Here is an 18,123-nt window from a genome sequence, read left to right on the forward strand (position 1 = left end):
GCCGTTCCGCCGCAGGTCAGACGCTTACGACCGCGCCCACCGAGCCGTCACCGTCGTCATCGTGCCCCCTACGTGCCCCAGGGGCGTCGTCGTGCCCGCTGAACCATGCGTCGGAGGCCTCGGCCACCTGGGCGTCGCGGCCGGCGACCGGGCGGGCGTAGTGCAGGGTCGTCACGCTCGCGTTCGAGTGCCCGAGCCGGTGTGCGGCGGTCATGACGCCGTACCGGTCGGCGACCCACGTTCCGTGCGAGGCCCGAAGGTCGTGCGGCGTCACGTCGGTGAGCCCGGCCACAGAGACCGCAGGGTCGAAGAAGGCCTTGCGCCACTGGTTGTAGCGCAGCGGCTTGCCCGCGGCCATGGTGAACAACAGCGCGTCGTCCCCACCGGGCAGCTGGTCGAGGTAGGCCCCGAGCCTCTTGGCCAGCGAGGGTGCCAGCCGCAAGACTCGCTTCTGGTGCGACTTCGGGGTGTCGAAGACCAGGGCGCCGTTCGCTTCGGCCAGGTTCTCGTCCACCAGGAGCAAGCAGCCGGCCAAGTCGACGTCGGAGCGCCGCAGGGCAAACGCTTCGCCGACACGGAGGCCTGCGAAGGCAAGCAGCGCAGTCAGCAGGTCGTGCGGCTTCTCGGCATGCCCCACGATGCGCGAGGCTTCGAGCGGCGTGACGATGTGCGGCTCAGTCTGCGGCATACGCGGCAGCCGCACGCCACGGCACGGAGTCTAAAACTGACGATCATCGTTGACACCTGGGTCTCCGATCACTACGGAGATGCCCATGCCGAAGTCCCCCCCACCGCCCCGCCGCTTGACCGTGAGGCCAAGCGGCGCCTGGCCGTCATACGCCACGTCGAAGAGGTCAGCGGGAACGTCGCGATGTCCTGCCGGTACTTCGGGATCAGCCGGCAGGCGTACTACACCTGGTACCGCCGCTACCAGGCCGAGGGCATCGAGGGCCTGCGCACCCGCTCCAAGGCCCCGAAGACGTCCCCGAACGCGACCCACGTCGAAGTGGTCGGGAAGATCATCTACCTGCGGCAGAACTACCACTTCGGCCCCGAGAAGATCGCCATGTACCTCAAGCGGTACCACGACGTCACCATCAGCAAGTCGGGCGTGTGGCGCATCCTCGATCGCTTGGACATGGGCCGCCTGCCGGCCTCCCAGCACTACAAGCGCCACGACCGCAGATGGAAACGGTACGAGAAGCAGCTGCCCGGCCACCGGGTGCAGATCGACGTGAAGTTCATAGAGCCCCTCGCCTCGATGCCACAGGGCCGCCGCGGCGGCCGCAACAAGTACTACCAGTTCACCGCCATCGACGACTGCACCCGGCTGCGGGTCCTGCGCATCTACCCGACGCTGAACCAGAACACCGCCATCCAGTTCCTCGACTACGTCATCCAACGCCTGCCGTTCCAGGTCGAAGTCATCCAGACCGACAACGGCGCCGAGTTCCAGTCCGCCTTCCACTGGCACGTGCTCGACAAGGGCATCGCCCACACCTACATCAAGCCCCGCACGCCGCGGCTGAACGGGAAGGTCGAACGCTCCCACCGCATCGACGCCGAGGAGTTCTACCGGCTCCTGGACGGCGTCGTCATCGACGACGCCGAGGTCTTCAACGACAAGCTGCGTGAGTGGGAGGACTACTACAACTACCATCGCCCCCACGGCGGCCTCGGCGGCCAGACACCCTACGAACGGCTCAAGCAGAAGACCACGACCCAGACGTAATCGATCTTCGTCAGTGGCACAGGTGGGTGGGCAGGTTCAGGGTTCTGATCCGCTCTCTTGGGTCTTCCGCCCGCCCGAGGCCAGCGCTACCCTCGCGCTGGCCGGAAGGAGCGAACTGTTGAGGGTGTTCTTGGGCCTGCTCGGCTTGGTGTTGAGCAGCCTGTCTTTGGCCTGCCTGTTCGGCATGGGCCTCACCTACGCGCCCTCGGCCGCGGTGCTGGCGCTGTTTGCCTACGGCTGTTTTTACGGGTGCTTCAAGGGGACGGCGAATCGTTCCTCGACGCCGGATAAGTCGTTGCCACCTAAGCAGCCCTGAGTGCAGCGGAACCCGCTTTGACTGGCTGATGAGACCGATCTGTGTAGAGCTACGGATCAGCCCCCGTGCCCCAGCCGTGCCCGACCGAGCGGTAAGCCACGGGGAACACCGGGCAGCCACAGAGTCGGGGGCATGCGACCGTTCGAGCGGCGACGGCGAACTTGTCAAGTCCGCCCCTTTTCCTGACACCCACGCCTGACACCAACAGCCCCGTACACGGGCGGTCAGCGCCGAACCCCGGCGGACGATCCCTCGCGGACCACGGCCGGTTGACCGAGAACTCCAATCCCCTGTGATCGACCTGATAAGGATGAGGCTCAAGCCAGTCACGCCGACGGAGTGTCGCCCTAAACGATGGAGGACCCCGGCAGTCGGTGCCGGGGTCCTCGTAGGCGTCTGAGACGCGCGTCAGTGGCTGCCGGCGAGTTCGCCGCTGAGCTTGCCGTGGAGGTCGGCACTGGGGTTGTTCAGTCCGATTATCTCGACCGTCTTGCCGCGCTGGCCGTACTTGGTCTCGATGGCGTCCAGGGCAGCCACGGAGGAGGCGTCCCAGATGTGCGCGGCGGACATGTCGATGACGACCTTGTCCGGGTCGGTGGCGTAGTTGAACTGGCCGACGAGGTCGTTGGAGGAGGCGAAGAACAGTTCGCCGGTCACGGAGTACACCACGCTGGTGCCGTCGGGGTCGGTGACGGCGGTGACGTGGGCGAGGTGGGCGACGCGCTTGGCGAAGATGACCATGGCGGTGAGGGAGCCGACGACGACGCCGATGGCCAGGTTGGAGGTGGCGACCACGACGATCACGGTGATGACCATGACGGTGATCTCCCCGGCGGGCATCCGCTTGAGGGTCTTGGGGGCGATGGAGTGCCAGTCGAAGGTGCCGAAGGCGACCATGACCATGACGGCGACCAGGGCGGCCATGGGAATGTCGGAGACGACCGGGCCGAAGACGACGCACAGCACCATGAGGAACGTGCCGGCGAGGAACGTGGAGAGGCGGGTGCGGGCACCGGAGACCCTCACGTTGATCATCGTCTGACCGATCATGGCGCAGCCACCCATGCCGCCGAAGAAGCCGGTGACGATGTTGGCGATGCCCTGCCCGATGGACTCACGGCTCTTGGACGAGTGGGTGTCGGTGATGTCGTCGACCAGTTTGGCCGTCATCAGGGACTCCATCAGGCCGACCAGCGCCATCGCCAGGGCGTAGGGGGCGATGGTGGTCAGGGTGTCCAGGGTGAACGGTACGTCCGGCAGACCCGGCACCGGCAGCGAGGACGGCAGCTTGCCCTTGTCGCCCACGGTCGGCACCGCGATGCCGGCGGCCACCGTGATGACGGTGAGGATGATGATCGAGACGAGCGGGGCCGGGATCACCGTGGTGACCTTCGGGAAGAGCACCATCAGCGCCAGGCCGCCGAGGATCAGCGGATAGACGGCCCAGGGCACATCATGCATCTCCGGCACCTGGGCCATGAAGATGAGAACCGCCAGGGCGTTGACGAAGCCGACCATCACCGAGCGCGGCACAAACCGCATCAGCTTGGCCACCCCGACCGCGCCGAGGACGACCTGGAAGACGCCGGCCAGGATGACGGCGGCGACCAGGTAGCCGAAGCCATGCTCCCGGTTCAGGGGCGCGATCACGAGGGCGACCGCTCCGGTCGCGGCGGAGATCATGGCGCGGCGGCCGCCGACGATCGAGATCGTCACGGCCATGGTGAACGAGGCGAACAGGCCGACCGCCGGGTCGACCCCGGCGATGATCGAAAACGAGATCGCCTCAGGGATCAGGGCCAGGGCGACGACGAGGCCGGCCAGGACCTCGGTGCGCCAGACCTTCGGGTCGGAGATCCAGTCAGGCTTGAGACCGCGCAGCCGCACGGCGGGAGTGACAGCAGCAGAAGACAAGGAGATGCGTACCTGTCGTGCTCGGGCACACCCCTCGGGGCGTGCGGAGAGGACGCGCAGGGGCCAAGTCGGCTCCCCGCGGATAGCCCAAGAGCGGGCCGGAAGTCGAAAGGGGACGCGAGGCGGATGGGCGCGCACTGACGGCCGGACGGCTCACATCCGGGGGCGAAGAGTCACGGCGGGCAGGCGGCGGCGATCGGCGTCAAGGGCTCGCGCACGCTCTACTCCTGCAAGAATCGGATCTTCGCCGGGGGCGTCATCGGCCCCGGAACGGCAGTGGCGGGGCAGTCGAACCACCCTCACCTCTCTGAACTCTACCCTAACGTTAGAGTAGTGGTCGGTGTGGTCGCACGGGACGCGGCTCGCCACGACGGGAAGTGTCAGGAGCAAGGGCGTGGACGACAAGCACATGCAGATCGGCGAGGTCGCCGCGCGGACGGAACTGTCCCTGCGCACCATCCGGCACTACGAGGAAACCGGTCTGGTCATCCCCTCCGCCCGCTCCCAGGGCGGCTTTCGCCTCTACACCGAGAGCGACGTCGCCCGGCTCATGGTGATCCGCCGAATGAAGCCGCTGGGCTTCACCCTGGAACAGATGCGCGACCTGCTGGACGCCACCGACCGCCTCGACGGCGACGACGCGCTCGACGCCGACGAGCGCGAAGCCCTCCTGGAGTGCGTGCGGACCTACCAGCAAGCTGCTGCCGAGCAAGTGGAGAAGCTGAGGGGACAGCTGGCCCGCGCCGAGGACTTCGCTGCCACCCTGGGCGCCCGACTGGAGGGGAAAGTGACCACCTCTAGCCCGGCGAGGTGAGAAAGCGGCAGTTCAGAGCGCTTCTGTGTTCTCCTTGGGCGCCTCTCCCGACTTACGTACTACAGGCAAGACACTCCAGGGGTGGTTGCTCCAATCGTCGCCGCGACCGTGCCCTATCCGTGCCCGATCAAGCGGGGAACCGCGGAGAACGGCGGGAAGTCCAGGAGTCCGGGCAAGCGAAACGACCCCCGACCAACACCCGGGTCAGGGGCCGTTCTCACTGCTCACCACGCGGAGGCGGTGGGATTTGAACCCACGGTGACATCGCTGCCACGACGGTTTTCAAGACCGTTCCCTTAGGCCGCTCGGGCACGCCTCCCCGCTGCCCGCCCGAGAGGGGCGGCGCGCGTACACATTACCGGGACGGTGCCCGGTCGTGGGGCGCGGTCCGGCCGTCGGGGGTGCCCCCGCCGGAGGCACCCCTTGCCGTGGGTGTGCCGGTCAGCTGTCGCCCGCGCGGGCGCCCAGGGTGAGGGTGACCGTGTGCTCCTGGCCGCCGCGCTTGTAGGTGATCGTGACCTTGTCGCCGGGCTTGTGGGTCCAGATCTCACCGATCAGGGTGGGCCCGCTGTCGATCACCGAGTCGTCGAGCTTGGTGATGACGTCGCCGGGCTTGAGGCCCGCCTTGTCGGCCGGGCCGCCCGACTCGACCGCGGAGGCGCCGGCCGCGCCCGTGTCGGTGATCTTGGCGCCCGAGGTGGTGTCCTCCAGCGAGACGGACGCCCCGATCTTGGCGTACACCGGCTTGCCCGTCTTGATCAGCTGCTGGGCGACGTACTTCGCCTGGTTGATCGGGATGGCGAAGCCGAGGCCGATCGACCCGGACTGGCCCGAGCCGAAGCCGCCGCTGCCGGTGGACTGGATCGCCGAGTTGATGCCGATCACCGCGCCGGCGGCGTCCAGCAGCGGGCCGCCCGAGTTGCCGGGGTTGATCGACGCGTCGGTCTGCAGGGCGCTCATGTAGGACGCCTTGCTGCTGGAGCTGCCGTCGCTGGAGGCCACGGGACGGTTCTTGGCGCTGATGATGCCCGTGGTGACGGTGTTGGACAGCCCGAAGGGGGCGCCGATGGCGATCGTCTCGTCACCCACGGCCACCTTGTCGGAGTCGCCGAGGGCGAGCGGCTTGAGGTCCGACGGGGCGTTCTTGAGCTTGATGACGGCGACGTCGTAGCCCTGCGCGTGGCCGACGATCTCGGCGTCGTACTTCTTGCCGTTTGGGAAGGTGGCCGTGAGCTTGCCGCCGTCGACCGCGTCGGCCACCACGTGGTTGTTGGTGACGATGTGGCCCTGGGTGTCGAAGACGAACCCGGTGCCCGTGCCGCCCTCGCCGCTGGTGCTCTCCGCCTCGATGGTGACCGTGCTGGGCAGCGAGCGGGCGGCCACGTTGGCGATCGTGCCCGGGTCGCGCTTGACCTGGGAGGCGCCGCTGTCGGAGGCGGAGACGGTGGTGGAGCCGCTGCTGTCGTTGTCCTTGGCCAGCGTGTAGCCGAGGCCGCCGCCCAGGCCGCCCGCGACCAGCGCGGCCACCAGCACGGCGGCGACCAGCCCGCCGCGCCCGTTGCGCGGCTTGGGGGCGGGCTGCTGGTACGCGGCACCCCAGCCGCCGCCCGCGCCGCCGGCGCCGTCACCGTAGGACGCCGTTCCCGGGGGCGGAGGCGGCCAGGAGCCGTCGGGAGCCGGGCCGCCGTACGGCTGGTGCCCCTCGGGGGCGGACCCGCCGTAGGGCTGGTGCGCGCCGGCCGGGCCGGAGGCCTGCGCCGCGGGCGCCGGGCCCTGGTCCGGGGTGGAGGGCACCGGCGGGAGCTGTGCCGTCGGCGCGCTCCCGTCGGGCGCCGGTCCCTGCGGGGAGGCAGTGGGAGAGTCCACCGGCACGGGAGGTGCGGACGGGGCCGGGGGTACCGCGTTGCCCTCGTTCTCGGTGCTCACAGCTCTTCTCCTCGATCCACGGCTGTTGTCCTCGATCGCACTCGGTCACACTCGCTCATGCTCGCTCACGCTCGTCACGGCGTGCAGTTCGTCGCCCGTGCGGCGTGGGCCCCGCGCGGTACAGCTGTGCATGGTTTCGGTGTTCCTGTTGTATGCAGTCAGCTTTTCCCACGGGCCGTCAGAGCACCATAAGCGGTGGCTGTGGGTCCGGGACCATTCTTTATATAGGATCTTTCTGACAAACGTTACCCGAAGGAACAGCACGGGTACCCCGCCCGCCGCACGGACGCCCCGCGGCGCCCCGGGTACCCGTCGACGGTGGCACCATGACGTGGGTGACCCACGCACCACAGCACCCCATCCAGGCCGAGCACGCCCTCCAGGTCGTCGCCCACCGGGGAGCCTCGGAGGACGCCCCCGAGCACACGCTCGCCGCGTACCGGAAGGCGATCGAGGACGGCGCGGACGCCCTCGAGTGTGACGTACGGCTGACCGCCGACGGCCATCTGGTCTGCGTCCACGACCGCCGTGTGAACCGTACCTCCAACGGCCGCGGAGCGGTCTCCGCCCTGGAGCTGGCCGACCTCGCCGCCCTGGACTTCGGGTCGTGGAAGACGCGCGAGGCCTGGCGCGGACGCGATGAGGAGCCCGACTGGGAGCACCCGCCGGAGGACCCGGCGGCCACCTCGGTGCTCACCCTGGAGCGGCTGCTGTCCCTGGTCGCGGACGCCGGGCGGCGGGTGGAGCTGGCCATCGAGACCAAGCACCCCACGCGCTGGGCCGGGCAGGTCGAGGAGCGGCTGCTGCTCCTGCTGCAGCGCTTCGGCCTGGCCGCGCCCGGGTCGGCGGCCGATTCGCCGGTGCGGATCATGAGCTTCTCGGCGCGCTCGCTGCAGCGCGTGCACGCGGCCGCGCCCGCGCTGCCGACGGTCCACCTGACGCAGTTCGCCTCGCCCCGGCTGCGCGACGGGCGGCTGCCGGCGGGCGTGCGGATCGCGGGGCCCTCGATCCGCATCGTGCGCAACCACCCGGCATATGTGGAACGGCTGAAAGACGCCGGTCACCAGGTCCACGTCTGGACCGTGAACGAGCCCGAGGACGTCGCCCTCTGCGTCGGCCTGGGCGTCGACGCCATCATCACCAACCGGCCGCGCGCGGTACTGCGGCAGCTCGGCCGCGTGGACTGACACGAGGGACGCCAGGGGGACGGAAGGGGAGCAGTCGACAGCGCGACCGACGGGAAGAGGCGCGTAAGGACCGTGTCGCCCCTCTTGACCCCCGGCGCCGGGTTCCCGCATCCTCCTTGCGGCCACACCAACGAAATCCAGCCACACGATGACAGACCAGTGACCGGCCCGTCACAGGGAGTGCTCCGGCGCGTTCGCTCCGTACGCGGTCGTTGCCCCTGCGCCAGCGGAAGGGGATTGGCCGGTTTCCGGTACAGGCCGTTGGGGCATCCACACCGTGGCGTGGGGCGAAGGAGGTCTCGGGGGTGGCGTTGGTGGTGGCACAGGAGGTGCCCACGTCGTCGTGCATGGCCGTACCCCATGGCCCTGCGGGCGTGGGGAAGGCGAGGCACCGCATGCGGGCGCAACTGCGCAGCGGTGGGGTGTCGGAAACGGTCATCGACGATGCCGTACTGATCCTTTCCGAACTTTTGAGCAATGCCTGCAAACACGGGCGACCCCTGGGCGACGCTCCGGCCGGGGACGGCGACGTGCGGGCCGCATGGCGGGTGGACCCGCGCGGGCGGCTCGTCGTGGAGGTGACGGACGGCGGCGGCCCGACCCGCCCGGCTCCGGCCACTCCCTCGGTCACCGCGCACGGCGGCCGGGGGCTGAACATCATCACGGCGCTCGCCGACGACTGGGGCGTGCGGGACGACGTCCAGGGCGAGGTGACGGTCTGGGTCGTGGTCCACGAGGACGTTCATGATCCGGATGCCGGGCGTCACCGCGGGGGTTTCGCTACGCGCGTCACGTCCGCCGCGGTCCCGGCCCTGGCCGGACTGGACCTCGCGGACGTGCTGGACGAACTGGGCTGAGGATCGGCCGAGTCTTTCCGGGCGGGACCCGGGGCGGGTGCGCGCGCCGGCCGGCGTCCCGGCGCACCGCCCCGGCGTCCCCGCGTGTCCGTTGTCCACAGGTTCCCGTCGCTCGTGGCACGAGCGGCTAGGCTCCCGCCCGTACGAGACGAGCCGTAACCGGGAGACCCCACGATGGCCAAGAAGCGACCCCAGACGAAGGCCAAGCGCCCGCAGCCCGGCGAGGAGATCCCGGTCGTCGGGGCCCGCGAACCCTGCCCCTGCGGCAGCGGCCGGCGCTACAAGGCGTGTCACGGCCGGGCCGCCGCGCAGGCCGTGGCCGAGCTGGTGCACCGCCCGTTCGAGGGGCTGCCCGGCGAGTGCGACTGGGTCGCGCTGCGCGAACTGGTGCCGGCCGCCACGGTGGAGCTGCCCCTCAAGGGCGGTCTGCCGGAGGGGGTTCCCTCGGTCACGCTCGCGACGGTGCTGCCGATGGCCTGGCCGGCGCTGCGCCGGGACGACGGCTCGGTCCTGCTCGGCCTGCAGAACGACACGTCCTCCGGGGACATCAGCCGCGACCTCGCCGACACCCTGCGGCGCGCGCTCGCGGCCGAGCCCGGCACGCCGGTGCAGGGCCGCCGCGCCCCCGCCGACGGTCAGCGGCTGCAGGACCTGCTCGACCCGGAGGGCGCCTTCGAGCCAGTTGTGCACAGCGGCTTCGAGTTCTGGGTGCCGGACGCGGAGAACGCCACCCCGGAGGTGACCGCCTCCCTGGAGCGCGCCAACGCCGCCGCCATCCCGACGGTGAAGCTGTCGGGCGTGGACGCCGCGTACTGGTGCGAGACCCCGGAGAAGAACCACCTGCGCTGGGTCATGCCGCACGAGGAGGAGCGGCTTCTGGACGCGCTCGCCCGGCTGCACGCTGCGGGCCGGTCCAGCCTCGGCGAGGGCACCCGGCTGGTGGGTTCCTTCCGTGCTCACGGGCTCACCGTGCCGGTCTGGGACCTGCCGAGCGGGGTCACGGCCGAGGAGGTGGAGAAGCCGGCCGCCGAGTTCGCCGAGCGGCTCGCCGCCGCCCTCGCGGTCACCGAACCGCTCACGCCCGAGGAGCGCCGGGCGCGCGGCGGGCTGACGAACCGGCAGGTCACGCTCAGCTGAGGCAGGCTCGCGCGCGGCTCGCGGCTGACCGGTCGGTCAGCCGCGACGAATCCACCCGAATCAGGTGACTCCTGTCACAACTCCCCGCCGGGGCAGGGAATTCGGTGTCCGAATAGCCGAGATCGAATTTGCGAACCGCCGATCTCTTGTTACCGTTCCAGTAGCCCGGTTGCTGGTGCATCCCCCGTCGCCAGCAACCGGGCCTTTCCATGCCCGGACGCGGTGTACGCGACGAGGCGATGCGTCAACTCCCCTGTTCTTGCGCGGAGTTGCTGCCGGAGTGCAGCAGCAGCGGCCCGCCGCCGTGCCGGGAGAACTCGGCGACGGCCGTGTAGGCGTCCATCGGGCCCCGGGTGTGCCCGCGGGGCGTCTCGCAGGTGGCCGGCTCGTCGTCGGTGCCCGCGGGGCAGTGGATCTGCACGGTCCGGCCGCCCGCTCCCATGAGGCTCAGCACGGCGTCCACGGCCTCGCCGGTGGCGTTGCGGTAGTAGGTGCGCGCCCAGGTGTCCTCGCCCTGGGCCATCACACACGTCTGCGCCTCGACGCCGTCCGGGGAGGACAGGGCGGGTCCGCAGCGGGCGGCGGTGGCCAGGCCCAGGCCGAGCAGCAGCGGGGAGCCGGAGGGCCGGGCGCCGGACGGCGGGGCGGCCGACGGCTTCACCCCGGCGGTTCCCCGGCCGTTCTTCTCGGCGAGCCCCGGGGAGTCGCCGACCTGCCCCGCGGACGCCACGGCCCAGGGCAGCGCGACCGCGGCCGCCACGACACTCACCAGGGCGAGCAGGCGGAGCCGTCCGGGGTCCGGGGCGCCCCGGTGCGACGTCCGGGTGCGGTGACCGCCAGGGATGCGCAGCATGCCACGGAAGATAACGACCGTGAGCGGGCATCGGGCCGGCCCCGCGCCGGGCGGCCCTACAACTCGGGCGCGCTCACACCCGTACGAGTGAGGGCGTCGACCACGCCGTCCACCACGGCCTCCACGTCGGGCACCCAGGGGGCGGCCGAGCCGGGCAGCGGGGCGCGCTCCCAGCGGACGGAGCCCTGGCCGGTCTCGGACGGGGGCAGGGCGAGATAGCCGCCCTCGCCGTGGAAGCGGAGCGAGCCGGGCACGTGGTCCTTGGCGTAGAGCAGTTCGCCGAGCTGCTCCAGGGAGTACGGCTTGACGAGCACCGCCCAGCGCTCCGGCGAGGCGATCACCGGGCCGAGCCGCATGCCCCGCCGGTCGAGCAGGTCGAGGGCGCGGGCGGCGGCGGGCGCCGGCAGGCTGACCGCGCAGGGCGCACTGCCCCCGGTGGCCAGCACGACGGGCGCGGCCGGCCGGTTGGTCCACCACCAGCGCACCATGCGCGCATCGGTGGTGGCCGCGAGCAGGCCGGGGTCGAAGGGGTGGGCACCGGGCACCGTGCACTCCGGGTCCGGGCAGGCGCAGCGGGCCCGCCCCTGCGGGTCCGGGGCCACGCCCGGGAGTACGGGCCACTGCCATTCCGTGGCGAAGGTCAGGGCCGCGCTGATCAGCTCAGGCCTCCCGTCGTTCCGCTTGGACAGGAGCCTGCGTCGCCTTCCGAGGATCTCGCGCATCAGCGCTCGCTCCTTTCCGTTGCACCGCTGGCAACACCGTGGATCACATCATGTGTCGATCACTTCACTGTGCGTACCTGTTGGCGCATCACACCCCTGCGTACGGCAAGGGGTACCCCAGGGGGTCGAGCGTGGGCCGCGTCCTTGGTGCGTCTGTCAAAAGCACGGGTGCGGCGTGGGGGTGGCGAAGTATGGCGTTTTACGTCGCGCGTATTTCTCTTCGCCTCCGCCACGGGAGGATGGGGCTCGGCCGTCGGTGGTTATGACGCCCGGGTCCGTCGCCAGGTTCCGGGTGGCCCCCAACCACCCCTGGCCTTCACCGAGTACGTACCCATCACGACCGCTGTGACGCTCCGTGGAGCAAGGCCAGTCGACCGCAGTGAACCATTACCCGAGGCAGTTTCAAGCCAACTTGGCAGTAAGGCAAGGGTTTCGGGAAAAACCCACACGCGACCCATGGACACCAGGAATCCCCGCAGGACAATGCTGGACATCCCCTCACGAGTGCGTGTACATGTGGAGACACTGCTGGCGGCGCAGAATGACATGGGGGTTTGCGATGCTTTTGAGCAATACGCACCGGTCCGAAAGCCGGACGCCATGAACGCCCCGCACCCCCCGAAAGTGGCCGGAATCGATCCCTCGGTTTCCCCTTCCGCCCACACTGTCGCACCCGCCTCCCCCGTCCCGGGCGCCGGCCCCTCGCCGGGCCTCGTCGCCCCCGTCACCGCCGCGCCCGTCCCCACCGGACCCGCACCCGGCGCCCTGCTCCAGGACCGGCTGGCCGGCTGGGTCTCGGACCTCACGACCCTCCACGAACTCACCGAGCGCCTCTCCTGCACGCACGGCCTGGAGAACGCCCTGCAGGAGGTGCTGCGCGCCGGGTCCGCCCTCGTCGGCGCCCGCCGCGGCCTGGTGGTCCTGGAACCCGCCGACGGGCTCGGCCCCCGCACCACCACCGGCCTCGGCCTCGGCCGCGCCGACCTCGGCCACCTCGAGACCGTGCCACGCGGCGCCCTGCCCTACGACCCGGGCGCGGCCGCCGAGATCCTCCACCCCGACCTGCTCGCCGAGGACGGCCTCGACCCCCGCCACCGCGAGGTGGCCGCCCGGCTCGGCTACGCCGCCAGCTACGCGCTCCCCCTGAGCACCGAGTCCGCCGGCCGCCTCGGAGCCGCCGTCTGGCTCTACGACGAGCCCGCCGCGCCGGACGAGCGCCGCCGCCACCTCGCCGGCCTGTACGTCCGCCACGCCGCCGAACACCTCGCCCTGCTGCTGGAGGTGGAGCGCACGCGCGCGCGTGCGGCGACCCTCGCCGAGGAGCTGCTGCCGTCCCGGCTGCCCCGGGTGCCCGGCGTCCAGCTCGCCGCCCGGCACCGCACCGGCCCGCGCGGCGGCGGCGACTGGTACGACGCGCTGCCCCTGCCCGACGCCGCGCTCGGCCTGTCCGTCGGCTCGGTCACCGGCTCCGGGCCGAGCGCGGTGGCCGCCATGGGCCGGCTGCGCGCCTCGCTGCGCGCCTACGCGGTGATGGAGGGCGAGGACCCGGTCGCCGTCCTGTCCGACCTGGAGCTGCTGCTGCGGCTGACCGAGCCGGCCCGCTCCGCCACCGCCCTGTTCGCCTACTGCGAGCCCGCGCTGCGCAAGGTCACCCTGGCCGGTGCCGGGCACAGCCCGCCCCTGCTGATCGGCGAGCGGCGCACCGAGTTCGCCGAGACCTCCGTCTCCGCACCGCTCGGGATGCTCGCCTGCTGGGAGGCGCCGAGCGTGGAGATCCAGGCCGAGGCGGGCGAGACGGTCCTGCTCTACACCGACGGGCTGCTGCACCGCACCGGCGACCCGCTGGACCGCGCCTTCGCCCGGCTGCACGCGGCCGCCGCGAGCATCCCGCGCACCCTGCGCCACGACCCGGGAGCGATCGCCGACCACGTGCTGCGCACCGTCCTGCCGGACGGCCTGGACGCGGCGGAGGGCCCGGAGGACGTGGTGCTGCTGGCGGCCCGCTTCGACTGAGGGCACCGGCGCCGGCACCTGGCATGACCGGGCATAACAGCGGGCGCCGCCCCGGACCGGATCCGGTGCGACCGTACGATGATGGAGGTCCCCGCTCGGCCACAAGCAGGAGCGTCGCGGGCCCGGGGGAGATGTCACCTGCGTACCGAGGAGGATCACGTGTCCGACGAGCTCAACCCGGCTGTGCCCGACTCCGCCACCGCGGAGGGCCCCGAGACCGAGTCGGAGGAGACCGTCAAGCAGCGCAAGAACGGCCTGTACCCGGGCGTCTCCGACGAGCTGGCCGAGAACATGAAGTCCGGTTGGGCCGACACCGAGCTGCGCGACCTGACGCCGATCCCGCAGGCCGCCGAGACCGCCCGCCGCCGTGCGGCGCTCTCCGCCCGCTTCCCCGGCGAGCGGCTCGTCGTCCCCGCGGGCAACCTGAAGACCCGTTCGAACGACACGGAGTACCCCTTCCGCGCCTCCGTCGAGTACGCCTACCTCACCGGCGACCAGACCGAGGACGGCGTCCTCGTCCTGGAGCCCACCGCGGACGGCCACACGGAGACGATCTACCTCCTGCCCCGCTCCGACCGGGAGAACGGCGAGTTCTGGCTCTCCGGCCACGGCGAGCTGTGGGTCGGCCGCCGCCACTCCCTCGCCGAGTCCGAGACGCTGTACGGCATCCCCGCCGCCGACGTGCGCGAACTGCCGGACGCCCTGCGCGAGGCCACCGGCCCCGTGCGGGTCGTGCGCGGCCACGACGCCGGCATCGAGGCCGCCCTGACCGACAAGGTCACCGGCGAGCGCGACGAGGAGCTGCGCGTCTTCCTCTCCGAGATGCGGCTGGTCAAGGACGCGTTCGAGATCGGCGAGCTGCAGAAGGCCGTCGACTCCACCGTGCGCGGCTTCGAGGACGTGGTGAAGGTCCTCGACAGGGCCGAGGCCACGAGCGAGCGCTACATCGAGGGCACGTTCTTCCTCCGCGCGCGCGTGGAGGGCAACGACATCGGCTACGGGTCCATCTGCGCGGCCGGCCCGCACGCGTGCACGCTGCACTGGGTGCGCAACGACGGCCCGGTCCGCTCCGGCGAACTGCTGCTGCTGGACGCGGGCGTGGAGACGCACACCCTGTACACCGCCGACGTCACCCGCACGCTGCCGATCAACGGCACCTACAGCGAGATCCAGAAGAGGATCTACGACGCCGTGTACGACGCCCAGGAGGCCGGCATCGCGGCGGTGAGGCCGGGCGCCAAGTACCGCGACTTCCACGACGCCGCCCAGCGCGTGCTCGCCGAGCGGCTCGTCGCCTGGGGCCTGGTCGAGGGCCCCGTCGAGCGGGTCCTGGAGCTGGGCCTGCAGCGCCGCTGGACCCTCCACGGCACCGGTCACATGCTCGGCCTGGACGTCCACGACTGCGCGGCCGCCCGGACGGAGACGTACGTGGACGGCACGCTGGAGCCGGGCATGGTGCTCACGGTCGAGCCGGGCCTGTACTTCCAGGCCGACGACCTGACGGTCCCCGAGGAGTACCGGGGCATCGGCGTCCGCATCGAGGACGACATCCTCGTCACCGAGGACGGCAACCGGAACCTCTCGGCGGGCCTGCCGCGCCGCTCCGACGAGGTCGAGGCGTGGATGGCGTCGCTGAAGGGCTGATACGAGACTGAGGGCCGGGCACCGGGGAGGTGCCCGGCCGTCGGCATGCCTGGGGGGAATTTCCGTGGACGACTTCTGGTCGGGTGTCGGCGTCGACCTGCATCTGGAGCCGGACGCCGCGGACGGGCGCCGGGCCGGACTCGAGCGGGCCCTGAGGGACGCCGTGCGGGAGGGCCGGCTCACGCCCGGCACCCGGCTGCCGGCGACCCGCCGCCTCGCGGCCGAACTCGGGGTGTCGCGGGGCACGGCGAAGGCGGCGTACGACCAGCTGGTGGCCGAGGGCTACCTGACGGCACGCCAGGGCTCCGGCACCCGGGTGGCCCCGCTGCCGCCCTCGCCGGCCGCCGAGGCGCCGCAGACCGGCGCACGCGCGCGTGCGCCGCGTTTCGACCTGCGCCCCGGCAGCCCGGACGTCGGCGCGTTCCCGGCGGCGGCCTGGCTGCGCGCCCTGCGCCGCGCCGTGGCGACGGCGCCGTCCCTGGCGTACGGCTACGGCGACCCGCGCGGCCGGATCGAGCTGCGCACCGCGCTCTCGGGCTACCTGGGTCGGGCCCGCGGCGTGCTCGCGCCGCCCGAGCGGATCGTGATCACCTCCGGGTACGTCCAGGGACTGGCGCTGCTCACGCGCGTGCTGGACGGCGCCGCGGTCGCCATGGAGGACCCGGGGCTGCCCTTCCACCGGGAGGTGGTGCGGCGGGGCGGCGGCAGCGTGCTGCCGGTGCCGGTGGACGGGCGCGGGGTGCGCCCCGAGGCACTGGGCGGGGCGGACGCCGTGGTGGTCACCCCGGCGCACCAGTACCCGACCGGCGTCACCCTGCACCCCGAACGGCGCCGCGCGCTCACCGACTGGGCACGCGCGCGGGGCGGGCTCGTCGTCGAGGACGACTACGACGGCGAGTTCCGCTACGACCGGCAGCCGGTGGGCGCACTGCAGGGCATGGCCCCGGGCCAGGTGGTCTACCTCGGCACCGCCTCCAAGACCCTCGGCCCCGCGCTGCGGCTCGGCTGGATGGTGCTGCCGCCCCACCTGGCCGACGCGGTCGCCGACGCCAAGCTGCACAGCGACCACCACACCGAGACGATCGGCCAGCTGGCCCTCGCCGAGCTGATCGACAGCCACGCCTACGACCGCCACGTGCGCGCGTGCCGGCTGCGCTACCGGCGCCGCCGGGACCGGTTGCTGGACCGGCTGGGCGGCCGCCGGCGGGTGCGGGGTGTCGCGGCCGGCCTGCACGCGCTGGTCGACGTCCCCGACGAGGACGCCGTCCTGGCCCGCGCCGAGGCCGAGGGGCTCGCCGTCGGCCGTCTGGGCAGCCACTGGCACGCACCCGGCGAGGACCGCCCGCAGGGCCTGGTCGTCGGCTACGGCACGCCGCGGGAGCGGGCGTACCCGGAGGCGCTGGAGGTGCTGGCGAAGGTGCTGGACGCCTGAAGCGGGCAGGCTACACGGCGATCAGGTGGGCATCCTTCCGCCATTTGAGGATCTTGTCGAAGCTCACCACGGTCCCGCCCCGGCCCGGCTTGGCCCCGATGTGCACGTGATCGGCGAGTTCCCTGATCAAACCGAGCCCGCGGCCGTGCTCGGCGTCCGGGCGGGCGAGCCGGAACTCCTGGGCGGCGGGGACCCCGGGCCCCGAGTCGGCCACCTCGATCCGGCACCTCTCGCCGTCGAGGTAGGCGGTCACCCGGTACGCCTCGCCGGCGTCCTCACGGGTGGTGTCGCCGCCGTGCTCCACGGCGTTCGCGCAGGCCTCGCTGAGGGCGACGGACAGGTCGAAGGAGACGTCCGGGTCGACCCCCGCCGTCTCCATGGCGCCCATCAGCAGTCGCCGGGCGAGCGGCACGCTCGCGGCCTCGCGGCGCAGATGCAGAGACCACCAGATGCTCATGCTCCAGCCTCCAGGCCGCGGCTCGACATACCGTTACCTATTGCCGCGCGTGCGTGTCCGTAAGCACACCGTTCGCGTGACTCCGCCCATACGGCCGATGTGCGGCGGGACGAATAGGTGTATAGCGGGCCACTTTCCCCGATCGCTCCGGCGTGCCGTAGGCCCCCACGTGACGGAATCGGGGCACCTGCCGCGGGACGCCGGGCCGGCCGGTGGGATGATGAGCCCGCCATGACTGCCCCCCACGCGCGCACGGCGCGTCCCGGAGCCGGGCTCCGGATCCTGCGGGCCGCGGTGTTCGCCGCGGTCTGCGTCGTGCTGGCCGCGGCCGGGCACACCCTGGCCTCCTGCGCGCGCGTGCCCCTGTGGACGCTCGGCGCGGGATTCCTCGGCTCGCTGCTGCTCGTGGCACCGCTCGCCGGACGCACCCGCTCGCTGCCGGGCATCGCCGCGCTGCTCGCCGTCGGCCAGACCGTGCTGCACACGCTGTTCGGGCTGAGCAGGCACGGCACGGCCGCCGCCATGGGCGCGATGCCGGCGAAACCGGTGGGCACCTCGCTCAGCGACGGCGCGCTCGTCGAGCGGGCCACCCGGCTGCTGTGCGGATCCAGCCCGTCGGCGCTCACCCCGGGGCACGCCTACCGGCTCCTGCTGGACGCCCACCTCATCGACGCCTCGGGCCGGCCCGAGGGTGCCGTGCCGGCCATGCCCCCCATGGCCGGCGCCGCCGGCTCCACGGCGTCGCTGCTGCCCTCCCTGCCGATGCTGCTCGGCCACGTCCTCGCGGCCGTCGCCACCGGCTGGCTGCTGCGCCGCGGCGATCTGGCCGTCCTGCGGCTGATCGAACTGTCGGCGCACGGAGTCGCCGAGGGGGCGCTCGTACGATCCCTGCGCGCGGCGCTCGCGCTGGCGCACGCCCTGTACGCCGGGCTGCTGCCCGCGGCCGGGCCGCTCCCGCGGGACTGTCGCACCGCGCGGGACGAGGCGCCCGCCCCGCACACCACCGCACTCCAGCACACGGTGATCCGCCGCGGCCCGCCCGCCGCCGCGTTCCGTCTCGCCGCCTGACGCGACGCGTCCACCACTCCACGCCATCGAAGGAGAGGGGCCGCCGTCGCG

General features: G+C 72.1%; 15 protein-coding genes, 1 tRNA gene and 1 pseudogene. 10 read left to right on the plus strand and 7 right to left on the minus strand.

Annotation, left to right across the window (positions count from 1 at the left end):
• Positions 1 to 16: 16 nt before the first annotated feature.
• Positions 17 to 718 (minus strand): annotated as a pseudogene (locus AQJ66_RS16725) (tyrosine-type recombinase/integrase); the annotation flags it as partial.
• 15 nt (positions 719 to 733) lie between these two features.
• Here AQJ66_RS16725 and AQJ66_RS16730 point away from each other — a divergent pair.
• Both AQJ66_RS16730 and AQJ66_RS16735 read left to right on the plus strand, forming a co-directional pair.
• Positions 734 to 1,732, plus strand: a complete 999-nt coding sequence (locus tag AQJ66_RS16730) for an IS481 family transposase (protein WP_079060266.1) — start codon at positions 734 to 736, stop codon at positions 1,730 to 1,732.
• Between the two features lie 118 nt (positions 1,733 to 1,850).
• Positions 1,851 to 2,048 carry a hypothetical protein gene (locus AQJ66_RS16735; protein ID WP_061922007.1) on the plus strand — a complete coding sequence of 66 codons (198 nt, stop codon included), beginning with the start codon at positions 1,851 to 1,853 and terminating at the stop codon, positions 2,046 to 2,048.
• A 408-nt stretch (positions 2,049 to 2,456) separates the two neighbouring features.
• On the opposite strand, the gene AQJ66_RS16740 is transcribed toward AQJ66_RS16735, so the two are convergent.
• Positions 2,457 to 3,962 (minus strand): SulP family inorganic anion transporter, encoded by a 1,506-nt coding sequence (locus AQJ66_RS16740; protein ID WP_061922010.1) that lies wholly within the window; start codon positions 3,960 to 3,962, stop codon positions 2,457 to 2,459.
• A 394-nt stretch (positions 3,963 to 4,356) separates the two neighbouring features.
• Between AQJ66_RS16740 and AQJ66_RS16745 the strand changes: the two genes are divergently transcribed.
• Positions 4,357 to 4,776: a MerR family transcriptional regulator gene (locus tag AQJ66_RS16745; protein ID WP_208611378.1), complete on the plus strand. Its 420-nt coding sequence runs from the start codon at positions 4,357 to 4,359 to the stop codon at positions 4,774 to 4,776.
• 232 nt (positions 4,777 to 5,008) lie between these two features.
• Here AQJ66_RS16745 and AQJ66_RS16750 read toward each other — a convergent pair.
• Together AQJ66_RS16750 and AQJ66_RS16755 are read right to left on the minus strand one after the other, a co-directional pair.
• A tRNA-Ser gene (locus AQJ66_RS16750) sits at positions 5,009 to 5,095 on the minus strand.
• 122 nt (positions 5,096 to 5,217) lie between these two features.
• On the minus strand, positions 5,218 to 6,702 hold the full coding sequence (locus tag AQJ66_RS16755; RefSeq protein ID WP_061922012.1) for a trypsin-like peptidase domain-containing protein: 1,485 nt from the start codon (positions 6,700 to 6,702) through the stop codon (positions 5,218 to 5,220).
• 326 nt (positions 6,703 to 7,028) lie between these two features.
• On the opposite strand from AQJ66_RS16755, the gene AQJ66_RS16760 reads away from it, so the two are divergent.
• The 3 genes from AQJ66_RS16760 (at position 7,029) to AQJ66_RS16770 (ending at position 9,883) form a co-directional block, all read left to right on the plus strand.
• Positions 7,029 to 7,889: a glycerophosphodiester phosphodiesterase gene (locus AQJ66_RS16760; protein WP_107118954.1), complete on the plus strand. Its 861-nt coding sequence runs from the start codon at positions 7,029 to 7,031 to the stop codon at positions 7,887 to 7,889.
• Between the two features lie 218 nt (positions 7,890 to 8,107).
• Complete coding sequence (locus AQJ66_RS16765) at positions 8,108 to 8,746, plus strand: ATP-binding protein (protein WP_061922557.1); 639 nt, start codon at positions 8,108 to 8,110, stop codon at positions 8,744 to 8,746.
• Positions 8,747 to 8,920: 174 nt separating this feature from the next.
• Positions 8,921 to 9,883, plus strand: a complete 963-nt coding sequence (locus tag AQJ66_RS16770) for a DUF5926 family protein (protein ID WP_061922014.1) — start codon at positions 8,921 to 8,923, stop codon at positions 9,881 to 9,883.
• Between the two features lie 244 nt (positions 9,884 to 10,127).
• On the opposite strand, the gene AQJ66_RS16775 is transcribed toward AQJ66_RS16770, so the two are convergent.
• Both AQJ66_RS16775 and AQJ66_RS16780 read right to left on the minus strand, forming a co-directional pair.
• Positions 10,128 to 10,736, minus strand: a complete 609-nt coding sequence (locus AQJ66_RS16775) for a hypothetical protein (RefSeq protein WP_244162843.1) — start codon at positions 10,734 to 10,736, stop codon at positions 10,128 to 10,130.
• A 56-nt stretch (positions 10,737 to 10,792) separates the two neighbouring features.
• Positions 10,793 to 11,458 carry a bifunctional DNA primase/polymerase gene (locus tag AQJ66_RS16780; protein WP_061922016.1) on the minus strand — a complete coding sequence of 222 codons (666 nt, stop codon included), beginning with the start codon at positions 11,456 to 11,458 and terminating at the stop codon, positions 10,793 to 10,795.
• A gap of 483 nt (positions 11,459 to 11,941) precedes the next feature.
• Here AQJ66_RS16780 and AQJ66_RS16785 point away from each other — a divergent pair, with 483 nt between their 5' ends.
• The 3 genes from AQJ66_RS16785 to pdxR all read left to right on the plus strand — a co-directional run bounded on the left by AQJ66_RS16785 (position 11,942) and on the right by pdxR (position 16,547).
• Positions 11,942 to 13,471, plus strand: coding sequence for a SpoIIE family protein phosphatase (locus tag AQJ66_RS16785; RefSeq protein ID WP_208611385.1), 1,530 nt, complete (start codon positions 11,942 to 11,944; stop codon positions 13,469 to 13,471).
• 159 nt (positions 13,472 to 13,630) lie between these two features.
• Entirely contained in the window at positions 13,631 to 15,115 is a 1,485-nt protein-coding gene (locus AQJ66_RS16790) for an aminopeptidase P family protein (RefSeq protein WP_061922023.1), read from the plus strand.
• Positions 15,116 to 15,179: 64 nt separating this feature from the next.
• Positions 15,180 to 16,547, plus strand: a complete 1,368-nt coding sequence (gene pdxR / locus AQJ66_RS16795; protein ID WP_061922026.1) for a MocR-like pyridoxine biosynthesis transcription factor PdxR — start codon at positions 15,180 to 15,182, stop codon at positions 16,545 to 16,547.
• A 10-nt stretch (positions 16,548 to 16,557) separates the two neighbouring features.
• Here the strand turns inward: pdxR and AQJ66_RS16800 are convergent, their stop codons facing one another.
• Positions 16,558 to 17,004, minus strand: a complete 447-nt coding sequence (locus AQJ66_RS16800; protein WP_061922029.1) for an ATP-binding protein — start codon at positions 17,002 to 17,004, stop codon at positions 16,558 to 16,560.
• A 231-nt stretch (positions 17,005 to 17,235) separates the two neighbouring features.
• On the opposite strand from AQJ66_RS16800, the gene AQJ66_RS16805 reads away from it, so the two are divergent.
• Complete coding sequence (locus tag AQJ66_RS16805; RefSeq protein ID WP_061922032.1) at positions 17,236 to 18,072, plus strand: hypothetical protein; 837 nt, start codon at positions 17,236 to 17,238, stop codon at positions 18,070 to 18,072.
• Positions 18,073 to 18,123 lie beyond the last annotated feature (51 nt).

It is taken from the genome of Streptomyces bungoensis (genome assembly GCF_001514215.1).
Taxonomy (GTDB): domain Bacteria; phylum Actinomycetota; class Actinomycetes; order Streptomycetales; family Streptomycetaceae; genus Streptomyces; species Streptomyces bungoensis.

Coding starts and splice junctions, on each gene's coding strand:
- AQJ66_RS16770 (WP_061922014.1), top strand. CDS start 8,921: ATGGCCAAGAAGCGACCCCAGACGAAGGCCAAGCGCCCGCAGCCCGGC.
- AQJ66_RS16780 (WP_061922016.1), bottom strand. CDS start 11,458: ATGCGCGAGATCCTCGGAAGGCGACGCAGGCTCCTGTCCAAGCGGAAC.
- AQJ66_RS16760 (WP_107118954.1), top strand. CDS start 7,029: ATGACGTGGGTGACCCACGCACCACAGCACCCCATCCAGGCCGAGCAC.
- AQJ66_RS16805 (WP_061922032.1), top strand. CDS start 17,236: ATGACTGCCCCCCACGCGCGCACGGCGCGTCCCGGAGCCGGGCTCCGG.
- AQJ66_RS16785 (WP_208611385.1), top strand. CDS start 11,942: ATGCTGGACATCCCCTCACGAGTGCGTGTACATGTGGAGACACTGCTG.
- AQJ66_RS16775 (WP_244162843.1), bottom strand. CDS start 10,736: ATGCTGCGCATCCCTGGCGGTCACCGCACCCGGACGTCGCACCGGGGC.
- AQJ66_RS16800 (WP_061922029.1), bottom strand. CDS start 17,004: ATGAGCATCTGGTGGTCTCTGCATCTGCGCCGCGAGGCCGCGAGCGTG.